We start from the raw sequence: 19,690 nt of genomic DNA on the forward strand, positions 1-19,690 counted from the left end.
GGGCGAGCTTCATCCTAAACTGATCGGATCTGTTTAAAAAGTGTTAAATAAGATCGCAATTCAGAAGCGTCGGCGCCCCGCCAGTCAGGTGGTTGGCTGGCAAGGGCGGCTAGGATGGCATGACATCGATAAAAATCAATGAATTGGCTGCTGGTCTGAGCTGTCTGCGTCAGTAGAGCGATTCGCTGATGAGGGGGATCTTGGCCATGGTCATCTGCTGGGCCAGCAGGGACGAGCCGGTCAGCAGCACATGGCGCTGATTGTTGATCACCACCACATCTCCGGGTACGCCACTGTCTGCCGTAATGGCCAGCCAGGCAGGGGAGACGCTGCCGATGCTGATATCCGGATAGATGATGCTGAGCACATATTGCGGCGCCAGCTCCGCCAGCAGACTGGCCATCAACAGCGCCTTCTCGTCGCTGTCGGCCTTGTTATCTTGCAGTGCCTGCAGCGGCGGCGCGAAGTGATCCAGCTGCTCCGGCTGAGTGGGGATGGCGTTCAGCCACTCCTGCAGCAGGCTGACGCTGGTGGCGAGATCCTTGGCCGCAAATTGCTGCGCCAGCGGCTTGAGGTGCCCTTTGAAGTGGTAGAAGAGCTGGGAGTAATCGGGTCGCACGCATGGCAGTTTGCGATTGGCAGGATGGACGCAGGGGATCACCCTCATCTGGTAGAAGGCATCCTCCTGATACTGCTGGTAGGCTTGCCAAAACAGCATCGACTCCATGCTGTCGTCCCGCAGGGTGAAGGCCTGCTCCAGATTGCGAAATTTGGTAGCTGTCTCGGGGCTGCTCTGATTGATCAGGTTGATGCTGTTGTAGAGCCGCGGGCTGATGTAGGCGTAAAGGGTCTCCAGCGGATTGGTGAGGGAAGCCTTCAGCAGGCTCATCTCGTGGCGACTGGCGGCCATCACCTGATCGTCAGTGGTCAGCTGGAAGTGCTTGCGCTGGCCATCGGTGGATTGCCACTGCCAGCTCATGTTGATTTCGCTGGCGTTGCTTGTAGCACCAAGAGTGGTGCAGAGAGTGAGGCTGAGCAACAGCGTGGGGGTCAGCTTCATGGTGGTGCTTCCTGCCGTGGACGATAATTAACAACTAGGTGAGCCGGCACCACTTTGGTGATGTTTCGTTTTGTGATCTGGATAACAGATTGATGTGACTTTTAATTTAATTGTGAAATTAAGTCACTCTGGAGGGGTTATGAAGCCTTGGATCATAGTGCTGTTTGGGCTGCTCAGCCTGCCAGCCATGGCGGGTCAGGTGATCGTCAACAAGGGGATGTCCATTGCGGATACCTTTGCCCTGCGCGATCAGCTGGCACGCGAGCACGAATGGCAGGAGTGGCTGCGCTACCAGCAGGCCATCAAGTGGCTGGAGGTGTTGCCGGTCAACTGCGAGCTGATGAGCCAGCCGGGCGGCGGCTATCGCTGTGGCGGTGATTACTATCGGCCTTACCAGAAAGATGGCCGTGAAATATACATTCAGGGCAATCCTGCCGAAGATGCGGCCGGTCAGCTGCCGCAAATACCGACAAAAAAGGCGCCATAAGGCGCCTTTCTCATTCCGGGTGACGCTTACTTGGCAGCGTAACGCTCGGCAGAGGTCTTGATCTCGGCTTCGGCAGCGGCCTTGTCGCCCCAACCTTCCACCTTGACCCATTTGCCCGCTTCCAGCTCTTTGTAGCGCTCGAAGAAGTGCTGGATCTGGGCTTTCAGCAGTTCCGGCAGATCGTTCACATCCTGGATGTGGTCGTACTGCTTGGTCAGCTTGGAGTGTGGTACTGCAACGATCTTGGCATCTTCGCCAGATTCGTCGGTCATCTTCAGCACGCCAACCGGGCGGCAGCGAATGACGGAACCGGCCAGCAGCGGGTAGGGGGTCGGAACCAGTACGTCGACGGGGTCACCATCCAGAGAGAGGGTCGCGTTCACGTAGCCGTAGTTGCACGGATAGAACATCGGGGTAGACATGAAGCGATCGACGAAAATAGCACCGCTGTCCTTGTCGACTTCGTATTTGATCGGGTCGGCATTCTGCGGGATTTCGATGATGACATAGATATCGTCGGGCAGGCTCTTGCCAGCCGGTACCAGGTTCAGGCTCATGATATTTCCTTCGTTGTTAGTATCAGGTTTGCAGGCCGATATTATAGCGATGTGATGTTAAATGACCATATTTCAGCGGATATCGCTAACAAAGAAGGAGGATGTTTCCGGTTTGCGGCGCTTTGATGTCTGCGGGATGCAACAAAACGGCTGTTTTGATGCCCTGCCGGTGAGCAAGGTCACCGGCAGGGCATATGGAGTAGCGAGCAAAGAGGGTCAGAGCGAGTAGGGGAGTCTCGACTCGTTGACCAGTCGCGACAGGGCTGTCACTACATGAGGGTCAAACTGGGTGCCGGAGCGGGACTGGATATACTCCATGGTCTGCGCCAGCGTCCAGGGTTCTTTGTAGGGGCGCTTGCTGAGTAGGGCATCGAATACATCGACCACCGCCACAATCCTCGCCGACAGCGGGATCTGCTGGCCAGTCAGCTGCTGCGGGTAGCCCTTGCCATCGAAGTGCTCATGGTGGCCCCGGGCGATTTCGGCGCCGAGAGAGAGGTAGCTGGTTCCCTCCACCATTTCGCCCGCCTTGTGCAGGATATTGGCGCCGATACCGGCGTGCTGCTCCATGATGGCCCGCTCTTCCGGGTCGAAACGGCCGGGCTTGTGCAGGATATGATCCGGGGTGCCCACCTTGCCCACATCGTGCAGGATGGAGGCCATGCCGATCATCTCGACAAACTCCGGGGTCAGCTGCTCGGGATAGGCCGCCATCTGCTTCAATTCGGCCACGATGGCATCCGAGAGCTTCTGCACCCGCAAGACATGCTCGCCGGTATCGGAGTCGCGAAATTCCGCCAGCGCCGCCAGCGCCACCACGGTGGCCTCTTGGGCGCGCAGCAACTGATTGTAGAGATAGAGGTTGTCGTAGGCCGCCGAGATGCGCTGACAGAAGACATCCAGCAGATCGCACTCGAGGGGATCGAGAGGCTGGGTCGGGGTAAAACTCAACACGAACTCGCGACCATTCTGGGCGGCGATATAGAGGGAGTCCTGCGGGTGTTCAAAGCGGTTGCAGCGCGCCGCCAGTGCCTTCATGACCGAGTCATTGAGGGTGGGAAAGTCGGTGATCTTGCCATCATCCAGCAGAGTCTCGTAGTCGCCGGTGGCGGCGAGGATCTCCAGCCCCTGTTCTCCGGGACGGCGCTCGGCGCAGATAGCCCCTTCGGTGCCCACATCGAGAATGGCGCTGATCTGTTTCAGCACGCCGGAGGCAAACTCCTTGAGTGAATGAAGATGGTAGAGATCGCCCGCCCCTTCGAGAATTTTGCCGAGCCCCTGCCGACTCTTGTCGATGGCACTGAGGGTTTCGTATGAGCGCAGGGATGCAATGACAGTGGTGTAGAGTTTTTGTACCGTCAGCTCGGTCTTGGTCTTGTAGTCATTGATGTCGTAATCAAGGATCACCCGCTGCTCGGGGGCTTGGCCGGGCTGGCCGGTACGCAGCACGATCCGCACCAGCGAGTTGTGCATTTCGTTGCGGATCCGGTGCACCAGCCGCAGACCTGCGTCTTCGGTCTCCATCACTACATCGAGCAGGATCAGTGCAATCCTGGGATTGGCCTCCAGCATGCGGCCAGCTTCGGCGCCGCTGTAGGCATTGAGCAGCTCCAGCGGACGGGATTTGTAGTGAATGTTGGAGAGGGCCAGGCGGGTGGCATGATGGATATCCGGCTCATCATCCACGATCAGCACTTGCCATGGGTTGAGTGCCTTGGGGACCACGACCTCCTCATCATCGAGTTCGATGATGTCGTCGTCCAGCAAGATATCGTCCTTGTCTTGGGCACTGCTCATATCGGTTACGCCTCCGGCGTTCAATGAGTATGTAAACAGTATGCACGATCATGCTCGGTAGACGCATCAGCTTAAATGCAGATCGTGAACTTGCTCCGTGACTTTCATCTATTCGAATGGTTCCAGATATGTCTGGATTGAGCGCTTCAACCAGGCCAACACCTTGCCGTGATAGGCGTTTTCCGCCAGATAGACCCCGTAATCCCGCCACTGCAGGCTGAACTTGTGTTTCAGGGTCAGCAGGGTGCCTTGTCGCAGCTGGCTCTGGATCAGAGGCGAGGGGAGCACTGCCCAACCCAGCCCGTCCAGCACCGCATTGCGCATCAATTCGAAGCTGGAGAGGCCGATATGCTGGCCTCCCACAGGTAGCAGGCTTTTTACAGAAAATTCATCTACATACGAGAGGGTAACCTGGGTGTGATCGGTCAGATCCTGTTGTTTGACCCGCTTCAGTCCGGCCAGCGGATGGTTGGGCGCCACCACCATCAGGGTGCGGATCGGGTTGAGCACGTCGATATTGAGGCCGCTGCGCTCCTGATCCTCGGTGATAAGGCCAAAGGCGGCATCGACGAACCCCTCTTCCACCAGCGCCGGCAGTTCGGGCGGAGAGGCGAGCACCAGCGAGATACTGGTGCCGGGAAACTGGTTGTGCAGGCTGGCCAGCATCTCGCGCCACACCGGCTCGGGAATCGCGTCATCGCGGGCGACTCGCAGCGCCACTTCGGCCCCCGAGGCGTAATGTTTGCACTTCTGCTGCAGGCTGTTGGCTGCCTGCAGCAGGCGAGTGCAATCATCAAGCACCAGCTCGCCGATCTCGGTCAGCCGACTCTGATTGGCGCCTCGTTCAAAAAGTTCGACGCCAAGCTCAACTTCCAGCGCCGCGATGGAGGTGCTGACGGCGCTGCGGCTTTTGCCGAGGCGACGGGCGGTGTTGGCAATAGAGCCGCTATTGGCTGACTCTACAAAGAGTTCTATCTGATATAGCTTCATGTTTACAGGCCATGGCGGAGTTTTTCACCATCACCTTAGCGTGCCGAACCAAGGCAAGGCAAACCTGTGGCGTCGGAATAATCGACGCTGAGCGATTGTCGCGAGTTGCTTCTCCCCGTTTACCATCTCTCCCGTCGAAGCAACAAAGGCATCTTATATGTTATTAAGTCGTATGTTTCTGGCCCGGCTGTTTTTGACCGGCGCCATCGTGACCGAGGTCGCCGGTACCTCCAGCATGGCCATGATCCCCGAGCAGGGGGCTGGCTGGATGAATTACATCCCGATGTGGCTGTTGATCGGTTTCTCGTACTGGTTGCTGGCGAAAGCCGCCAAAACAATCTCCATTGGTATTGCGTTTGCGCTTTGGGAGGGGCTCGGGATCACCTTGATCACCATAGTGTCGGTCATGTTCCTTGGTTACGATGTGACCGTTCAGGAGCTGATTGGCCTGGCTCTCGCGATAGTGGGGATTGTTATGGTGACCATGGGGGAGACCCATGATGAGCCCGCAGACGAGTCAGTAGAAGCGGAGGCCACAGCATGAGTCCGTTTGTGATTGTACTGGGTGCCGCGCTGATCGATATCGGCGCCAACATGGCTATCAACCGCTCCAAGGGTTTTCGTTACAAGGGGTGGGGATTCCTGGGGATCATGCTGGTACTCGGCGCCTTTACCCTGCTCTCGGAAGCGGTAAGTAGCGGCCAGATTGACCTGGCTGTTGCCTACGCCACCTGGGGGGCTATCGGCATCGTCGGTACGGCGCTGGGTGGTTTGATCTTCTTTGGTGAGCGGCTCAAGCCCATCGGCTGGGCTGGCATGATGGTGATGGCGCTGGCTGTCGTTATGCTGACTACCGCCTGATAATCTGAAGCAACAAGAAATGCCGCCCGGTTGCAACCGGGCGGCTTTTGTTTGGCTGATTGCTTGGTCGATGCAGGCTCAGCGCGGCGCTTCGTAGAGCTCCAGTGGCAGGCCGTCGGGGTCGGCGAAGAAGGTAAAGCGCTTGCCGGTCAGCTCGTCCACCCGTACCGGCTCTACCTCGACCCGATGGGCCAGCAGGTGGGCGATGACCCGGTCAAGATCGCTGATCCGAAAGGCGAGATGGCGCAGGCCGCACGCCTCGGGGCGGGAGGGGCGCTCGGGAGGTGAGGGGAAGCTGAACAGCTCCAGCTGGCTGCCGTCCGGCAGGGCCAGATCCAGTTTCCACGACTGGCGCGCCTCGCGCAGGGTCTCGGCGATAATGGGTAGCCCCAGCACCTCGTGGTAGAAGTGGCGCGAGCGTGGGTAATCGCTGGCGATGATGGCCACATGGTGGATGGCGTCAAACAGCGGAAAGGTCATGGTGTTTCCTTGTCAGCAGCATAGTGAACGGGCAGCCTGCGCTGCCCGTGTCGTAGATCTAGTTGAAGAAACCGCCGAACCAGTCATCCAGCGCACTGCGTGGCGTCGCACTGCTGGCGCAACCGGCCGGGGAGCCCATGGTGGAGGCTTTGGCCGGCACCTGCAGGCTGCCCGGGCAGTCGCTGGTGACGCGGGTGCCGCTGGCGCGGGAGAAGTTGGCCCAGGTGACCCCTTCCGGCATCTTCAGCCCCAGACTGTTGACGCCGCGTTGGCTCATGTAGCCGCTAAATAGCTGCAGAGCACCGCTGGCACCGGTCAAGCCCGCCGGGGTGTTGTCGTCGCGACCGACCCAGATACTGACCAGTTCGTTGTTGTCCATCCCGGCAAACCAGGAGTCGCGCAGCTCGTTGGTGGTGCCTGTCTTGGCCGCCATGGTGGCGCCGGGGAACTTGGCACTGAGCGCGCGGGCCGTGCCCTGACTCACCGTCTTGGTCATGGCGAACAGGGTCAGCCAGCTTGCCTGCTGGTCGGTGACCCGCTTGGCGGTCTGATCATGCTGATAGAGCAGGCTGCCATCACCGTTGACTACGGCGCGAATGGCCGACAGCGGCTGGGTCAGTCCCTGATTGGCGATGGGCAGATACATCTGGTTCACCTCCAGCGGGGAGAGGGCCACCGCCCCCAGCACCAGCGACGGATAGGGCTGGATCTCCTGCTGGACTCCCAGCTTGTGCAGGGTGTCGACTACCTTCTCCAGCCCCACCTGCAGACCCAGATTGACGGTCGGCACGTTGAGGGAGCTGGCCAACGCATCCATCAGCGGCACGCTCTGGCGGAACTTGCGATCGTAGTTCTGCGGCGTCCAGACCTGACCATCCTGACCGCGAATGCGGATCGGCTGATCTTTGAGTGGGGTCGCGAGCGTCAGGCCGTTGGAGAGACCGGTGAGGTAGACCGCCGGTTTCACCAGCGAGCCGATCTGGCGGCGGGCATCCAGCGCCCGGTTGAACCCGGCGTAGCGGGGATCGCGGCCACCCACCAGCGCGACGACTTCGCCCTTATGCCAGTCGGAGACCACCATGGCCGCCTCCAGCTTCTTCTTGCCGCGCAGTTTCTCGATATCGGCGAGGCCCGATTCGACCGCTCGCTCGGCGGCATGCTGGGCGATGGGGTCGAGGCTGGTGAAGATCTTGAGGCCGGACTGCTTGAGCAGATCGGCACCGAAGCGGCTCTGGATCTCTCGCTTGAGCAATCCCATAAAGGCCGGGGTACGGCCATAACTCATTTGGCCGCGAGCGATGATGCCGAGGGGCTGACGGCTGGCCAGTTCATACTCTGCCTGGGTCAGGCTGCCGTGATCCATCAGCAGCTTCAGCACCAGATCACGGCGGGTCTTGGCCCGCTCCGGGAAGCGCCATGGGTCGTAATAGGAGGGGCCTTTCACCAGACCGACCAGCAGGGCCACCTGATCGATATCCAGCTCGTTGACCGGAATGCCGAAGTAGAAGTAGGAGGCGAGGCCGAAACCGTAGACCCCTTGCGAGAAGTTCTGCCCCAGATAGACCTCGTTGAGGTAGGACTCGAGGATCTCGTCTTTGCTGTAGCGATAGTCGATCAGCACCGCCATGTAGGCTTCCTGCAGTTTTCGCCACAGGCTGCGTTCACGGGTCAGGAAGAAGTTCTTGGCCAGCTGCTGGGTCAGAGTACTGCCCCCCTGCACGGTGCGACCCGCGATCAGGTTGGCGAACATGGCGCGCATGATGGCCACCGGCGAGACGCCGCCATGCTGGTAGAAGTCGCGATCTTCGGTGGTGAGCAGGGTCACCAGCAGGCTGTCGGGCACCTCGGCGATGCGTACCAGCAGGCGATCTTCCCGATCCTCGGTATTGAGGCGATCGAGCAGCACCGGGTCCATCTGGGCGTAACCGAGCTGGCGCTGGTTCTCCAGCGACTGGATCCCCTCAAGGCGCGGGCCGTTGAAGGTGAGGCGCAGGCCACGGGCACCATCGGCGCCGTCATAGAACTCGAACGGACGGCGAATCAGCTCGATGCGGTTGCCATTGATGGTGTATTCACCCGGTGTGTGAGGCTGGCGCACCTGCTTGTAGCTCAACATGTTGAGCTCGCGCAGCATCTGGTCCCGCGACAGGCGCTGGCTGGGGTAGAGCTCCAGCGGGCGGCTATAGACCATCACCGGCAGCTGCCACTTCTCGCCATCGAAGCGCTCGCGCACCTTGGTATCGAGGTAGATGCCAAACACCACCATAAAGGCCGCCACCACCAGGGAGAGCTTGAAGCCAAGCCAGAACAGCTTGCGCCAGATGGTGCGTTTGGGCGCAGCCTTCTTGGGGGCACGCTTGCGTCGTTGGGTTGCCATAAATCCTCTTTGCTTTCCTTTCTACTTGTTATATCGCATTCGCGAACGTCCGAGCGGGATTAACCCATCGAACTTAGATGCCCATCTTCTTTTTGGTAACCTTGGTCGGCATCGCCTCCAGCGGATTATCCGGCCAGTAGTGGCGGGGATAGCGCCCCTTCATCTCTTTTTTCACCTGCTCGTAGGATCCAGCCCAGAAAGCGGCCAGATCAGCAGTGATCTGCAGCGGTCGCTGGGCGGGGGAGAGCAACTCCACCACCAGCGGTACTCGGCCATCGGCCACGCAGGGGGTCGAACCTTGGCCGAACATCTCCTGAATGCGCACCGGGATTACCGGTGCCTGCCCCGGTTGATAGCGGATCCGCACCCGGCTGCCGGTCGGTGCCGCAAAGTGGCTCGGCAGCGCCTCGTCCAGCCGTTTGGGCAGTGGCCAGGGCAGAGATTGGCGCAGGATGTCGCTCATATTGAGCCTCTTCAGCTGCTCCAGCCGGGTCATACCGCTCACCGCTGGCAGCAGCCACTGTTCCAGCGTGGCCAGCAGGCTTTCGTCATCCATCGCGGGCCACCCCTCATCAGGCAGCCAGTCGCGGGCACAGCGCAGACGAGCCAGCAGCCCTTCGCTACTCTCGTCCCACGGCAGCACATGCAGCCCCTTGCGGCGAATGCCTTGCAGCAGGCAGCGTCCTTTCTGCTCGTCAGAGAGTTCGGTCAGCGGTCGCTGGTTCAGCACCAGCTCGCCGATCACCTGCTGGCGTTCGGCGCGCACCCGCTCTTCCCGTTCATCCCAGTCGAACCACTGCCGTTCGCTCACCAGTTCCGGCAGCAGGCGTACCAGTTCGTCCAGCTCGACCGGTTCGGCGATAAAGATGCGGCTGCCGCGATCGTTCTGCCCCATCTCGATGGCGATCAGGGCCCCTTGTCCCTGACAGGGATGACCTTCTACCAGATCGCAGCTCACCCCACCACTGAGTTGATAGCGACTGCCGCTACGCAGTTTGCCAATGCGATCCGGCCAGGCGAGGGCACAGAGCAGCCCCAGCCACTGGCCCTGTGCATTGGCAGGGCGGGCGCCAAGCCGCTCAAACCAGCGGGCAGCGTTCTGGCACAGGGCGTTTTGACGGCGGTGGAACAGCACAGAGAGGCGCTCCGATCCTCGCAGATCTTCTTCCTGCAACGCCACCAGATAAGCGGCATCGGCGACAATCCCTGTCAGACCCTCGGACTCCAGCTCGCGGGCGCGCAGCAGCATGCGGGCGAGGCGAGGGTGAGTACCGAAGGCGGCCATGGCGCGGCCAGCGGGAGTGAGTTGTTGCTCACCCTCCGGCTTCATGGCGCCAAGGGCCACCAGTAGCCGCTGGGCGCTGGCCACCGCAGCGGCTGGGGGCATGTCCAGCAGCGGCAGATCTTCCACCTTTGCCCCCCACTGGGCGGCGTCCAGCAGCAGGCCGGTCAGCTCCTGAGTGAGGATATCTGGCGGGCTCTGCTCGGCGAGTCGCTCCTGCACCTCGTTGCTCCAGAGCCGGTAGCAGATACCAGGGCCGAGACGGCCAGCACGGCCTGCCCGCTGGGTGGCGGAGGATTTGGCTATCTGGCGGGTCTCCAGTCGGGTGACACCGCTTTTCAGATCATAGGAGGCCCGTCGTTCCAGCCCGCTATCGATCACCACCGAAATCCCCTCAATAGTGAGGGAGGTCTCCGCCACATTGGTGGTGAGCACCAGCTTACGGCGGCCGGCAGGCGCTGGTTCGATGGCTGCCTGCTGCGCCGCCATGTCGAGGCGGCCGTAGAGGGGGGCGAGGGTCACGTCGTCCGGCAGTTTGTCTGCCAACCATTGCGCCAGTCGCTCGATCTCACCCTGTCCCGGCAGAAAGACCAGTAGGCTGCCATCTTGCTCGGCCAGTGCTTCGAGCACCACGGCGCCGACCTGCGGCTCCAGCCACTGCTGGCGATTGGCGGGGCGGTAGTGGTAGTCGATGGGGAAACCGCGCCCCTCGGAGCGAACCACAGGGGCATCCGGCAACAAGGTCTCGAGTGCCATGCCATCCAGGGTTGCGGACATCACCAGTAGCTTGAGATCATCGCGCAATCCCTGCTGGCTCTCGATGGCGAAGGCCAATGCGGTATCGGCGTGCAGACTGCGTTCGTGGAACTCATCGAAGATCACCAGCGAGACGCCAGTCAGCTCAGGGTCTTGTTGCAACATCCGGGTCAGCACCCCTTCGGTGACGATCTCGAGCCGGGTCGCTGAGCTGGTGCGGCTCTCACCGCGTACCCGCAGGCCGATGCGCTCGCCCACCTTCTCCCCCAGCTGACGGGCCAGAAAGCTGGCGATATTGCGCGCCGCGAGGCGCCTTGGCTCCAGCATGATGATGCGGCCGGGCAGCCGGTTCTGACGCACCAGCTCCAGCGGCAGCAGGGTCGATTTGCCCGCGCCTGGGGGCGCCTGCAGGATCACGCTGGTGTGGCTGTCGAGGGCGGCAAAGAGTTCGGGCAATACCGAAACGATGGGGAGCTGGGACAAAGCGATGAGCACCTTCTGTAGCAACCGGTAAAACGGCGCCTATTCTGCCACAGCCACCCGTGCCACCGTGAGTGGATGTGCGCAGATGGTCACTCGGGCGGGAGGGTGGCGAGACATGGCCGGATGGCTGCCATAGAATGGGCCCATCCAATGAGCGTGAAAAAGGCATTATCACCACATGGCCAAACTCTTCTTTGCCCTGCCCGTCAAGGAGCTCGCCCCCGAGCTCATCGCCTGGCGCGATCAGCAGCCCTGGCCCGGTCAGCCGGTGCCGCAAGCCAACCTCCACCTGACCCTGGCCTTTCTGGGGGACGCGGACGAGTTGACCACCCGCCGCCTGATCGCCGCCGTGGAGCGTCAGCACTGTCCGCCGCTCACCATCAGGCTGGATGAGACCGGCTGGTTCAGCCGGGCCAAGGCTGCCTGGATTGGCCCGAAGGAGTGGCCCAATGAGCTGACTGTGTTGGCAAAAGCGCTGCGCCGCCACGGCGAGAAGTTGCGCCTTGGCAATGGCGAGCAGGGCTATCGCCCCCATGTCACCCTGTCGCGCAAGGCGGTTGAGGCACCGGCCATCCAGCCTGCTCCCAATTTTCTGCTGCAGGCCGATGAGTTCTGCCTCTATCAATCCATCTCGACTCCGGACGGGGTGCGCTATGAGCCGCTTGCCTGCTGGCCGCTGCGTGCCCGGGTAAAAGAAGATGCGCGGAGGGCTAACCCGTGATTTTTGATCCCCCCCTGCAATCGGGCCAGCTGGTGGCCCGCTACAAGCGCTTTCTGACCGATGTGCAACTCGATAACGGCGAGGTCATTACTATCCACTGCGCCAATACCGGTGCCATGACCGGTTGTGCCGATCCAGGCACCCGGGTCTGGTACTCCACCTCCGATAACCCCAAGCGCAAGCTGCCCAACAGCTGGGAGATCGCCGAGAGCCCGGCGGGCCACTTTATCTGCGTCAACACGGCGCGCGCCAACCAGATCGCCCGGGAGCTGATCGAGCAAGAGGCCATCGCTCCGCTGGCGGGTTACAGCCGGTTGCGCACCGAGGTGAAGTATGGCGAAGAGAACAGTCGCATCGATCTGCTGCTGGAAGATGACGAGAAGGGCAATTGTTACATCGAGGTAAAATCGGTCACCCTGCTCGACGAGCGGGAGCAACCGGGCATGGGCTACTTCCCCGATGCGGTCACCGCCCGTGGAGCCAAGCATTTGCGCGAATTGATGGCGATGAAAGCAGCGGGCCACAGGGCCGTGCTGCTCTTTATGGTGTTGCACTCCGGAATAAGCCGGATGCGCCCTGCAACCCATATAGATCCGCACTATAGTCTGCTAATTGAGCAGGCAATCGCGGCGGGGGTTGAAATTTTATGCTATCGGCCCCATGTTGGGGTGCAAGGCATGGTGGCTCAAGGGTTTATCCCGTTTGAATCTGGTCACCTGTTACCCGAGGGGAGTGCATAAATATTGGAGTGGGTAACATTATTGGTACGGCTCGTTTGCTTACCCGTTACCCTTCTGCTATAGATGTCGCCCTCAATTTATGGATGGCACGGGTAGCGTGCTGAATTAGGAGACAGGGCATGCCAACAGGCGAAAACAGGAAATCTCTGGGCCCCCTGGCCATTGCGGGTGTCGCGCCTTACCAGGAAAAGCCGGGTGAGGAGTACATGAATGACCAACAAAAGGCGCATTTTCGCAAGATCCTGGGTGCCTGGCGCAACCAACTGATGCAGGAAGTTGATCGTACCGTCGACCATATGAAAGACGAGGCTGCCAACTTCCCGGATCCCGTGGATCGTGCCGCGCAAGAAGAAGAGTTCGCTCTTGAACTGCGTACCCGCGACCGTGAACGCAAGCTGATCAAGAAGATCGAGAAGACCTTGCAGCTGCTTGAAGACGATGATTTCGGTTACTGCGAACACTGCGGTATCGAGATCGGTATCCGTCGTTTGGAAGCCCGTCCGACTGCCGACCTCTGTGTCGATTGCAAGACGCTGGCCGAGATCAAGGAAAAACAGATGGCCGGTTGATCCCGACCCTCTGGTATATGAAAAAGGGAGCTCGCGGGCTCCCTTTTTTATTGAGCTTTTGGCAGTCGCGCCCCAGAATGCAGCCTCAATGAATCGCTTACCCGAACAGTCATGCCAGTGAATCCCCCGTCCTCACCCCTTGCACGTCCCTATGTCGGCCGCTTTGCTCCCTCACCCTCAGGCCCGCTTCATTTCGGTTCGCTGATCGCCGCCCTCGGCAGCTTTTTGCAGGCCAGAGCGCAGCAGGGACGTTGGCTGGTACGCATCGAAGATATCGATCCGCCGCGGGAGATGGCAGGGGCAGCGCACCTGATCCTCAAGACTCTTGAGGCATATGGTCTCGAGTGGGATGGGGAGGTTATGTTCCAGAGTGCGCGCCACCGCTGTTATGACGAGATCATCGACCAGCTCTACCGGGCGGGGGATCTCTACTGGTGCCGCTGCACCCGGCGCGAAATCATGGCCGCGGGCGGTTTCTACAGCGGCCACTGCCGCACCCTCGGGCTTGCGGCCGAAGGTTGCGCCGCCCGGCTGCGCCAGCACCATCCGGTCTACCACTTCGACGATCGCTTGCAGGGCCATATCGCGGTCCCGGCGGCGCTCGCCGAGGAGGATTTCATTATCCGCCGCCGCGACGGGCTCTATGCCTACAACCTGGCGGTGGTGGTGGATGATATGGACAGCGGCATCACCGAGATAGTGCGCGGTGCCGATCTGCTGGAGCCCACGGTGCGCCAGATTGCCCTCTACCAGACCCTGGGGGCGCCGGTGCCCGACTGGGTGCATTTGCCGCTGGCAGTGCTGGCAGATGGCAACAAGCTCTCCAAGCAGAACCATGCGCCGGCCCTGGCGCTCGATGAGGTGCGACCGGCCCTGTGGCAGGCGCTGCACTTCCTCGGCCAGTGCCCGCCGCCCGAGCTGATGGCAAGCCGGATCGACGAGATCATCCGGTGGGGCATCGCCAACTGGCAGCTAGAGCGGGTGCCCGCTAGCGAGAAAATCCCGCTGGACCTTGAGTAAAAAGAGCCGATTTTCGTGTAACAGTACGTGAGCTATGTGCAGATAGACCGCTATTTTCGCTGACAGACGGTTTCATGCGGGATCAATTGTCAGCACGGTTTTTCATTTGGTCAGGCGTGAGCTATGTGCAGATTGACCGCTATTTTCGCTGGCGGACGGTTTCATGCGGGATCAATTGTCAGCACGGTTTTTCATTTGGTTAGGCGTGAGCTATGATAGGCCGCTATTTTTTGGCCTCCCGTCAATTTAGAAGTCATGAAGAGGTGTACCATTTTTTCCCAGATCGCAAACTTTTGCCGCAAGGTGCTCGGCAAGGAAGACGGCGAGCAGTCGGTGGAATCCCCCATTCCAGCCCGTGTCGCCGGTCAACGTCGTACCTTAAGCCGTGATCAGCACCCTATTTCGCGCAAAGAGATCAGCGAGAATGCACTCAAGGTGCTCTATCGCCTGAACAAAGGGGGCTATGAGGCCTACCTGGTCGGCGGCGGAGTCCGGGATCTGCTGCTCGGGAAGACGCCCAAGGATTTCGACATCGCAACCGATGCGACGCCGGAGCAGATCAAGGCGCTGTTCAGCAACTGCCGCCTGATTGGCCGTCGTTTCCGCCTGGCCCACATTGTTTTTGGTCGTGACGTGATCGAAGTGGCCACCTTCCGGGGTCACCACCATCAGGTCAATACCAGCAAACATGTGTCGGCCCAGTCTGATGAAGGCATGCTGCTGCGCGACAACGTCTACGGCACCATCGAAGAGGATGCCGAGCGCCGCGACTTTACCGTCAACGCCCTCTACTACAGCGCCAAAGATTTCACCCTGCACGATTTCGAAGGGGGTCTGGAAGATCTGGCCGAGCGCAAGCTTGAGCTGATCGGCGATCCCGAGACCCGTTATCGTGAAGATCCGGTGCGGATGCTGCGCGCCGTGCGCTTTGCCGCCAAGCTGGATATGACCATCAGCCCGCGTACCGCTGCCCCCATCAAGGAGCTGGCGCCACTACTGCAAGACATCCCTGCGGCCCGCCTGTTTGAGGAGACCCTCAAGCTGTTCCTGGCTGGCGACGGCCTGGCGACCTACAAGTTGTTGCGCGAGTATGGTCTGTTCCAGCAGCTCTTCCCGCAAGTGGCGGCGCTGTTTACCCCGCATGGTAACTCGCCCTACGAGCAGTTTATCGAGCAGGGGCTGATCGATACCGACACCCGCGTCCGCGAAGATAAGCGCGTCACTCCCGCCTTCCTCTACGCTACCTTGCTGTGGGGCTGCGTCGAGGCCCGTGGTCGGGTGCTGGAGAACGAGAGCGGCCTGCCCTGGTATGACGCCTTCATGCTGGCGATCAACGAGGTACTGGACAATCAGGTGCGGATCATCGCCGTTCCCCGCCGTTTTACCACAGATGTCCGCGACATCTGGGCACTGCAACAGCGGTTGACCCGTCGTCAGGGCAAGCACCCCGAGCGCGCCATGGAGCATCCCAAGTTCCGCGCTGCGTTCGACTTCCTGTTGCTGCGCAACCGGGTCGAGCGCGGTCTCGGTGAGCTGGCCAGCTGGTGGGAGCGCTATGTTGCCTCCAATCCGGATGTGCGCCCGCAACTGCAGCGTGAAGCGACCCGTCGCCCGGCAAGCGGTGAGCGCGGTGAGTCCCGCAGCCACGATGGCGAGAAGCGCAGCAGCAACAGCCGCAACCGTCGTCGCCCCCGTCGCCGCAAACCGAAAGTGGCCGAGTGACAACAGACGTGATGACCGAGGTCTTCATCGCCATTGGTTCCAACCTGTCTGACCCGCTGGGTCAGGCTCGTCGCGCCGTTGCCGCCCTGGCAAGGTTGCCGGAATCTGTGCTGGTGGAGGCCTCGTCGTTTTACAGCAGCCGCCCCATGGGCCCTGCTGACCAGCCGGACTACGTCAATGCCGTGGCCCGGCTCAATACCCGGCTCGCGCCCCTTGCGCTGCTGGATCAATTACAAAAAATCGAGCTGGAACAGGGACGTGTGCGCAAAGATGAGCGGTGGGGGCCGAGAACTCTGGATCTCGATCTGCTGCTCTATGGGGATCAGGTGATCAACCATGAGCGCCTGATCGTACCCCACTACGGCATGAAGGAGCGGGAGTTCGTGCTGCTGCCCCTTGCCGAAATTGCGCCTGCTCTGGTGCTGCCCTGCGGCACCCCGCTCGCCCTACTGGTTGCCCGCTGCCCGCACAATGATTTGGCCATCATTGCGCCGAGTGCAGACGTACAGGAGCCTCTATGAGCAAGATCACCACCGCCAGCCTGCAGAAGATGAAGCAGGACGGTCAAAAGTTCACCGCCATCACCGCCTATGATGCCACTTTTGCCAAGCTGTTCGACGACGAGGGGGCCCATGTGCTGCTCATCGGCGATTCGCTGGGCATGGTGCTGCAAGGGGGTCAGGATACCCTGGCGGTCAACATGGATGAGATGGTCTATCACACCCGCTGTGTGGCACGCGGTGCCAGCAAGGCACTGGTGGTCGCCGACATGCCGTTCATGAGCTACGCCACCCCCGAGCAGACTTACCAGAACGCTGCCCGCCTGATGGCGGCCGGTGCCCGCATGGTCAAGATGGAAGGGGGCGACTGGCTGTGTGACTCCATCCGCCACCTTACCCGCAACGGGGTGCCGGTGTGCGGTCACCTCGGCCTCACTCCGCAATCCGTCCATGTCTTTGGTGGCTTCAAGGTGCAGGGGCGCGACGAGTTTCAGGCGCAGGAGATCTACCGTCAGGCCCTCGAGCTGCAAGCGGCCGGTATCCAGCTGCTGGTGCTCGAGTGTGTGCCTACTGCGCTGGCCGAGCGCATCACCAAGGCGCTTCGCATCCCGGTGATCGGCATTGGTGCCGGCCCCGCGACCGACGGTCAGATTTTGGTGATGCATGATGCCTTTGGCGTCACCTCCGGCTATGTGCCCAAGTTCACCAAGAACTTCCTGGCCGAGACCGGCGATGTGCGTGCCGCCATCCGCCTCTATGTCCAGCAGGTGAGCGAGGGGAGTTTCCCTGGCCCGGAACACTGCTTCAACTGATGTGATGCCCTATCGATGAGAGCGGGGGCCAGTGCCCCCGTTTCGTCATCCTGTCAGGCTGATGTAACCCGTATCTTTTTGATTCATCTGAAGGTGAACTGCCGATGTTGGTTGTTAACAATCCTGCCGCTCTGCGTGAGCAGATCTCTCAATGGCGCCGTGAAGGGCGTGCCATCGCATTCGTGCCCACCATGGGCAATCTGCATCAGGGCCACCTGACGCTGGTGAAAGAGGCGCACAGCCACGCCGAGAAGGTGGTGGTCAGCATCTTCGTCAACCCGATGCAGTTCGACAAGGCCGAGGATCTTGCCAACTACCCGCGCACTCTGGAGCAGGATTGCGCTGTGCTGGAAGCGGCCGGGGTCGATATGGTGTTCACCCCGACCCCGGAGATCATGTATCCGCAGGGGCTGGCCAGTCAGACCTTCGTCGAGGTGCCGGGTCTCTCCAATCTGCTGGAGGGGGCGCTGCGTCCGGGTCACTTCCGCGGGGTCAGCACAGTCGTTACCAAGCTGTTCAATCTGGTGCAGCCGGATGTGGCCTGCTTTGGCCAGAAGGATTACCAGCAGCTGGCGCTCATTCGCAAGATGGTGGCCGACATGGCGATGCCCATCGAGATCGTCGGCGTGCCCACCGTGCGTGCCGAAGACGGGCTGGCGCTCTCTTCGCGTAACGGCTACCTGACTGCCGCCGAGCGGGCCATTGCCCCCGAGCTGGCGCGCACCATGAACTGGATTGCCGATCAGATCGAAGCGGGTGATCACCACCTGCCGTCGCTGGTGGCGCAGGCCAGCCAGCGTCTCGACAACGCCGGTTTCCGTACCGATGCCATCGACATCGTCGATGCCGCCACCCTCGAATCCGCTACTGACGAGAGCGCGCAGCTGGTGATCCTGATGGCTGCCTATCTGGGCAAGGCCCGCCTTATCGACAACCGCGTCGTCGCCGTAAAGAAGTAATTCCCCCGATTGTCAGCGGACGCCTTCCCGGGCGTCCGCTGCTTTTTCACGCCTGCCATTTGGCGTTTTCCCTCGCGACTCTGCTCGCACCCGCTGTTTTCTCTCTCCACAATCGGCCCTGATGGCCGCTACAGGTGTTTATTTATGTTTACCTTGTTTGCTTCGTTGCTCTTCTGTCTGCTCTGTTTTGCCCTGACCCGGCTGCCCACTTCGGTGCCGCTCTCGCGCAAGGTGCTCGCCGGTCTGCTGCTGGGGGGGCTGTTTGGTCTCGGTCTGCAGCTGGGCTGGGGCGCCGATGATGCCGGCGTCCAGCAGACCCTGGAGTGGGTCAATATCATCGGCGGCGGCTATGTCAGCCTGCTCAAGGTGGTGATGATGCCGCTGGTGTTCACCTCCATCCTCTCCGCCATCAACAAGCTGGAGCAGGCACAGTCCCTCGGCAAGATCAGCGCCGTGCTGATCGGCTCCATGCTGACCCTGGTGATGATCGCCGGTGTGGTGGGGATGACCATCACCCACCTGAGCGGCCTCACCGCCGCCGGACTGCTGAGCCACGGCAGCGATAGCGCTGCGCTGCAACAGAGCATGAGCACCATCGACGGTGCCCAGACCCTGCCGGCCCTGCTGCTCTCGCTGGTGCCCACCAACTTTGCCGCCGATATGGCGGGTAGCCGCGGTCTCTCGGTGATCGGGGTGGTGATCTTCACCGTGTTGGCCGGGGTTGCCCTGCTGCAGCTGAAGGCAGAGCATCCACAGGCGGGTGCCCGCGCCGCCGTGGCCATCGACACCCTGCAGTTGTGGGTGATGAAGATGGTGCGGGTGGTGATTGCGCTGACTCCCTATGGTGTGATGGCGCTGATCGCCCGGGTGGTAGCCCACTATCCCCTGAGCGAGATCCTCAGCCTGCTCGGCTTTATTCTGGTCTGCTACGTCGCCATTCTGGCGATGTTTGCGGTGCACATGGTGATCCTGCTGCTGATCGGCCAGAACCCGCTGCACTATCTGCGGGAAGTATGGGGCGTGCTCACCTTCGCTTTTGTCTCCCGCAGCAGCGCGGCTTCCATCCCGCTCAGTATCGAGACCCAGCAGCGTCTTGGGGTGCCCGCCAGCATCGCCAACTTTGCCGCCTCGTTCGGTGCCAACCTCGGCCAGAACGGCTGCGCCGGTATCTATCCGGCCATGATGGTGGCGATGATTGCCCCCATACTCGGCATCAACCCGTTTGATCCCCTGTTCCTGCTGACTCTGTTGCCGGTGATTGCGCTGGGCTCCATCGGGGTGGCCGGCGTCGGCGGTGGCGGCACCTTCGCCGCGCTGATCGTGCTCTCCACCCTCAACTTCCCCATCGCGCTGGTGGGGGTGATGATCGCCATCGAGCCACTGGTGGATATGGGCCGCACAGCTCTCAACGTCAACGGCTCCATCATGGCGGCGATGATCACCAAGCGGTTGCTGGGCAAGCAGCAGCTGGCCAACGTGGAGACGGTGCAGACGCAGGCCGCCAGTTAACTCCAAGT

19 protein-coding genes are annotated in these 19,690 nt (G+C 61.0%); 12 read left to right on the forward strand and 7 right to left on the reverse strand.

The genetic code is table 11. The features are described 5' to 3' along the window. Positions 1 to 169 precede the first annotated feature (169 nt). Entirely contained in the window at positions 170 to 1,060 is an 891-nt protein-coding gene (locus ACW5XC_RS13350) for a hypothetical protein (RefSeq protein WP_042052397.1), read from the reverse strand. Positions 1,061 to 1,199: 139 nt separating this feature from the next. On the opposite strand from ACW5XC_RS13350, the gene ACW5XC_RS13355 reads away from it, so the two are divergent. Beyond that, the gene (locus ACW5XC_RS13355; RefSeq protein WP_042052396.1) at positions 1,200 to 1,547 is read left to right on the forward strand and encodes a hypothetical protein; all 348 of its coding nucleotides are present in this window, start codon (positions 1,200 to 1,202) and stop codon (positions 1,545 to 1,547) included. 26 nt (positions 1,548 to 1,573) lie between these two features. Here the strand turns inward: ACW5XC_RS13355 and ppa are convergent, their stop codons facing one another. From ppa to ACW5XC_RS13370, 3 genes are all read right to left on the reverse strand, one after another. Further along, the gene (ppa, locus tag ACW5XC_RS13360; RefSeq protein WP_005335667.1) at positions 1,574 to 2,104 is read right to left on the reverse strand and encodes an inorganic diphosphatase; all 531 of its coding nucleotides are present in this window, start codon (positions 2,102 to 2,104) and stop codon (positions 1,574 to 1,576) included. A 216-nt stretch (positions 2,105 to 2,320) separates the two neighbouring features. Next, a complete protein-coding gene (locus ACW5XC_RS13365; protein WP_042052395.1) occupies positions 2,321 to 3,901 on the reverse strand; it encodes a DUF3369 domain-containing protein in 1,581 nt (526 codons plus the stop codon). Positions 3,902 to 4,009: 108 nt separating this feature from the next. Beyond that, on the reverse strand, positions 4,010 to 4,891 hold the full coding sequence (locus ACW5XC_RS13370; protein WP_042052394.1) for a LysR family transcriptional regulator: 882 nt from the start codon (positions 4,889 to 4,891) through the stop codon (positions 4,010 to 4,012). Positions 4,892 to 5,048: 157 nt separating this feature from the next. On the opposite strand from ACW5XC_RS13370, the gene ACW5XC_RS13375 reads away from it, so the two are divergent. Together ACW5XC_RS13375 and ACW5XC_RS13380 are read left to right on the forward strand one after the other, a co-directional pair. Continuing rightward, a complete protein-coding gene (locus ACW5XC_RS13375; protein WP_042052393.1) occupies positions 5,049 to 5,435 on the forward strand; it encodes a DMT family transporter in 387 nt (128 codons plus the stop codon). Next, positions 5,432 to 5,752, forward strand: coding sequence for an SMR family transporter (locus ACW5XC_RS13380; RefSeq protein ID WP_042052392.1), 321 nt, complete (start codon positions 5,432 to 5,434; stop codon positions 5,750 to 5,752). The genes ACW5XC_RS13375 and ACW5XC_RS13380 overlap by 4 nt, the downstream gene beginning before the upstream one ends. Before the next feature lie 78 nt (positions 5,753 to 5,830). Here ACW5XC_RS13380 and gloA2 read toward each other — a convergent pair whose 3' ends face one another. The 3 genes from gloA2 to hrpB form a co-directional block, all read right to left on the reverse strand. Next, entirely contained in the window at positions 5,831 to 6,232 is a 402-nt protein-coding gene (gene gloA2, locus ACW5XC_RS13385) for an SMU1112c/YaeR family gloxylase I-like metalloprotein (protein ID WP_042052391.1), read from the reverse strand. A gap of 58 nt (positions 6,233 to 6,290) precedes the next feature. Then, the gene (gene mrcB, locus ACW5XC_RS13390; protein ID WP_042052390.1) at positions 6,291 to 8,609 is read right to left on the reverse strand and encodes a penicillin-binding protein 1B; all 2,319 of its coding nucleotides are present in this window, start codon (positions 8,607 to 8,609) and stop codon (positions 6,291 to 6,293) included. Between the two features lie 73 nt (positions 8,610 to 8,682). Then, positions 8,683 to 11,130 (reverse strand): ATP-dependent helicase HrpB, encoded by a 2,448-nt coding sequence (gene hrpB, locus ACW5XC_RS13395; RefSeq protein ID WP_042052389.1) that lies wholly within the window; start codon positions 11,128 to 11,130, stop codon positions 8,683 to 8,685. A gap of 178 nt (positions 11,131 to 11,308) precedes the next feature. Here hrpB and thpR point away from each other — a divergent pair, with 178 nt between their 5' ends. The 9 genes from thpR to ACW5XC_RS13440 all read left to right on the forward strand — a co-directional run bounded on the left by thpR (position 11,309) and on the right by ACW5XC_RS13440 (position 19,682). Continuing rightward, positions 11,309 to 11,851, forward strand: coding sequence for an RNA 2',3'-cyclic phosphodiesterase (gene thpR / locus ACW5XC_RS13400; protein ID WP_042052388.1), 543 nt, complete (start codon positions 11,309 to 11,311; stop codon positions 11,849 to 11,851). Next, the gene (gene sfsA / locus ACW5XC_RS13405) at positions 11,848 to 12,591 is read left to right on the forward strand and encodes a DNA/RNA nuclease SfsA (protein WP_005354664.1); all 744 of its coding nucleotides are present in this window, start codon (positions 11,848 to 11,850) and stop codon (positions 12,589 to 12,591) included. Before thpR ends, sfsA begins: the two co-directional genes overlap by 4 nt. Before the next feature lie 119 nt (positions 12,592 to 12,710). Beyond that, a complete protein-coding gene (dksA, locus tag ACW5XC_RS13410) occupies positions 12,711 to 13,160 on the forward strand; it encodes an RNA polymerase-binding protein DksA (protein WP_005335644.1) in 450 nt (149 codons plus the stop codon). Between the two features lie 111 nt (positions 13,161 to 13,271). Then, positions 13,272 to 14,180, forward strand: coding sequence for a tRNA glutamyl-Q(34) synthetase GluQRS (gluQRS, locus tag ACW5XC_RS13415; protein WP_042052387.1), 909 nt, complete (start codon positions 13,272 to 13,274; stop codon positions 14,178 to 14,180). A 255-nt stretch (positions 14,181 to 14,435) separates the two neighbouring features. Continuing rightward, the gene (gene pcnB, locus ACW5XC_RS13420; RefSeq protein ID WP_042052386.1) at positions 14,436 to 15,902 is read left to right on the forward strand and encodes a polynucleotide adenylyltransferase PcnB; all 1,467 of its coding nucleotides are present in this window, start codon (positions 14,436 to 14,438) and stop codon (positions 15,900 to 15,902) included. 11 nt (positions 15,903 to 15,913) lie between these two features. Beyond that, on the forward strand, positions 15,914 to 16,423 hold the full coding sequence (folK, locus tag ACW5XC_RS13425) for a 2-amino-4-hydroxy-6-hydroxymethyldihydropteridine diphosphokinase (protein WP_042052385.1): 510 nt from the start codon (positions 15,914 to 15,916) through the stop codon (positions 16,421 to 16,423). Next, entirely contained in the window at positions 16,420 to 17,214 is a 795-nt protein-coding gene (gene panB, locus ACW5XC_RS13430) for a 3-methyl-2-oxobutanoate hydroxymethyltransferase (protein WP_042052384.1), read from the forward strand. Before folK ends, panB begins: the two co-directional genes overlap by 4 nt. Before the next feature lie 104 nt (positions 17,215 to 17,318). Then, positions 17,319 to 18,173 (forward strand): pantoate--beta-alanine ligase, encoded by an 855-nt coding sequence (panC, locus tag ACW5XC_RS13435; protein ID WP_042052383.1) that lies wholly within the window; start codon positions 17,319 to 17,321, stop codon positions 18,171 to 18,173. Between the two features lie 144 nt (positions 18,174 to 18,317). Beyond that, positions 18,318 to 19,682 carry a cation:dicarboxylate symporter family transporter gene (locus ACW5XC_RS13440; protein WP_042052382.1) on the forward strand — a complete coding sequence of 455 codons (1,365 nt, stop codon included), beginning with the start codon at positions 18,318 to 18,320 and terminating at the stop codon, positions 19,680 to 19,682. Positions 19,683 to 19,690 lie beyond the last annotated feature (8 nt).

The sequence above is a fragment of the Aeromonas sp. 25-AL00135 genome (genome assembly GCF_054052385.1).

Coding starts and splice junctions, on each gene's coding strand:
- ACW5XC_RS13350 (WP_042052397.1), bottom strand. CDS start 1,060: ATGAAGCTGACCCCCACGCTGTTGCTCAGCCTCACTCTCTGCACCACT.
- folK (WP_042052385.1), top strand. CDS start 15,914: ATGACCGAGGTCTTCATCGCCATTGGTTCCAACCTGTCTGACCCGCTG.
- panB (WP_042052384.1), top strand. CDS start 16,420: ATGAGCAAGATCACCACCGCCAGCCTGCAGAAGATGAAGCAGGACGGT.
- dksA (WP_005335644.1), top strand. CDS start 12,711: ATGCCAACAGGCGAAAACAGGAAATCTCTGGGCCCCCTGGCCATTGCG.
- gloA2 (WP_042052391.1), bottom strand. CDS start 6,232: ATGACCTTTCCGCTGTTTGACGCCATCCACCATGTGGCCATCATCGCC.
- mrcB (WP_042052390.1), bottom strand. CDS start 8,609: ATGGCAACCCAACGACGCAAGCGTGCCCCCAAGAAGGCTGCGCCCAAA.
- ACW5XC_RS13375 (WP_042052393.1), top strand. CDS start 5,049: ATGTTATTAAGTCGTATGTTTCTGGCCCGGCTGTTTTTGACCGGCGCC.
- ACW5XC_RS13365 (WP_042052395.1), bottom strand. CDS start 3,901: ATGAGCAGTGCCCAAGACAAGGACGATATCTTGCTGGACGACGACATC.
- ACW5XC_RS13370 (WP_042052394.1), bottom strand. CDS start 4,891: ATGAAGCTATATCAGATAGAACTCTTTGTAGAGTCAGCCAATAGCGGC.
- ACW5XC_RS13355 (WP_042052396.1), top strand. CDS start 1,200: ATGAAGCCTTGGATCATAGTGCTGTTTGGGCTGCTCAGCCTGCCAGCC.
- ACW5XC_RS13440 (WP_042052382.1), top strand. CDS start 18,318: ATGTTTACCTTGTTTGCTTCGTTGCTCTTCTGTCTGCTCTGTTTTGCC.
- ppa (WP_005335667.1), bottom strand. CDS start 2,104: ATGAGCCTGAACCTGGTACCGGCTGGCAAGAGCCTGCCCGACGATATC.
- thpR (WP_042052388.1), top strand. CDS start 11,309: ATGGCCAAACTCTTCTTTGCCCTGCCCGTCAAGGAGCTCGCCCCCGAG.
- pcnB (WP_042052386.1), top strand. CDS start 14,436: ATGAAGAGGTGTACCATTTTTTCCCAGATCGCAAACTTTTGCCGCAAG.
- panC (WP_042052383.1), top strand. CDS start 17,319: ATGTTGGTTGTTAACAATCCTGCCGCTCTGCGTGAGCAGATCTCTCAA.
- gluQRS (WP_042052387.1), top strand. CDS start 13,272: ATGCCAGTGAATCCCCCGTCCTCACCCCTTGCACGTCCCTATGTCGGC.
- ACW5XC_RS13380 (WP_042052392.1), top strand. CDS start 5,432: ATGAGTCCGTTTGTGATTGTACTGGGTGCCGCGCTGATCGATATCGGC.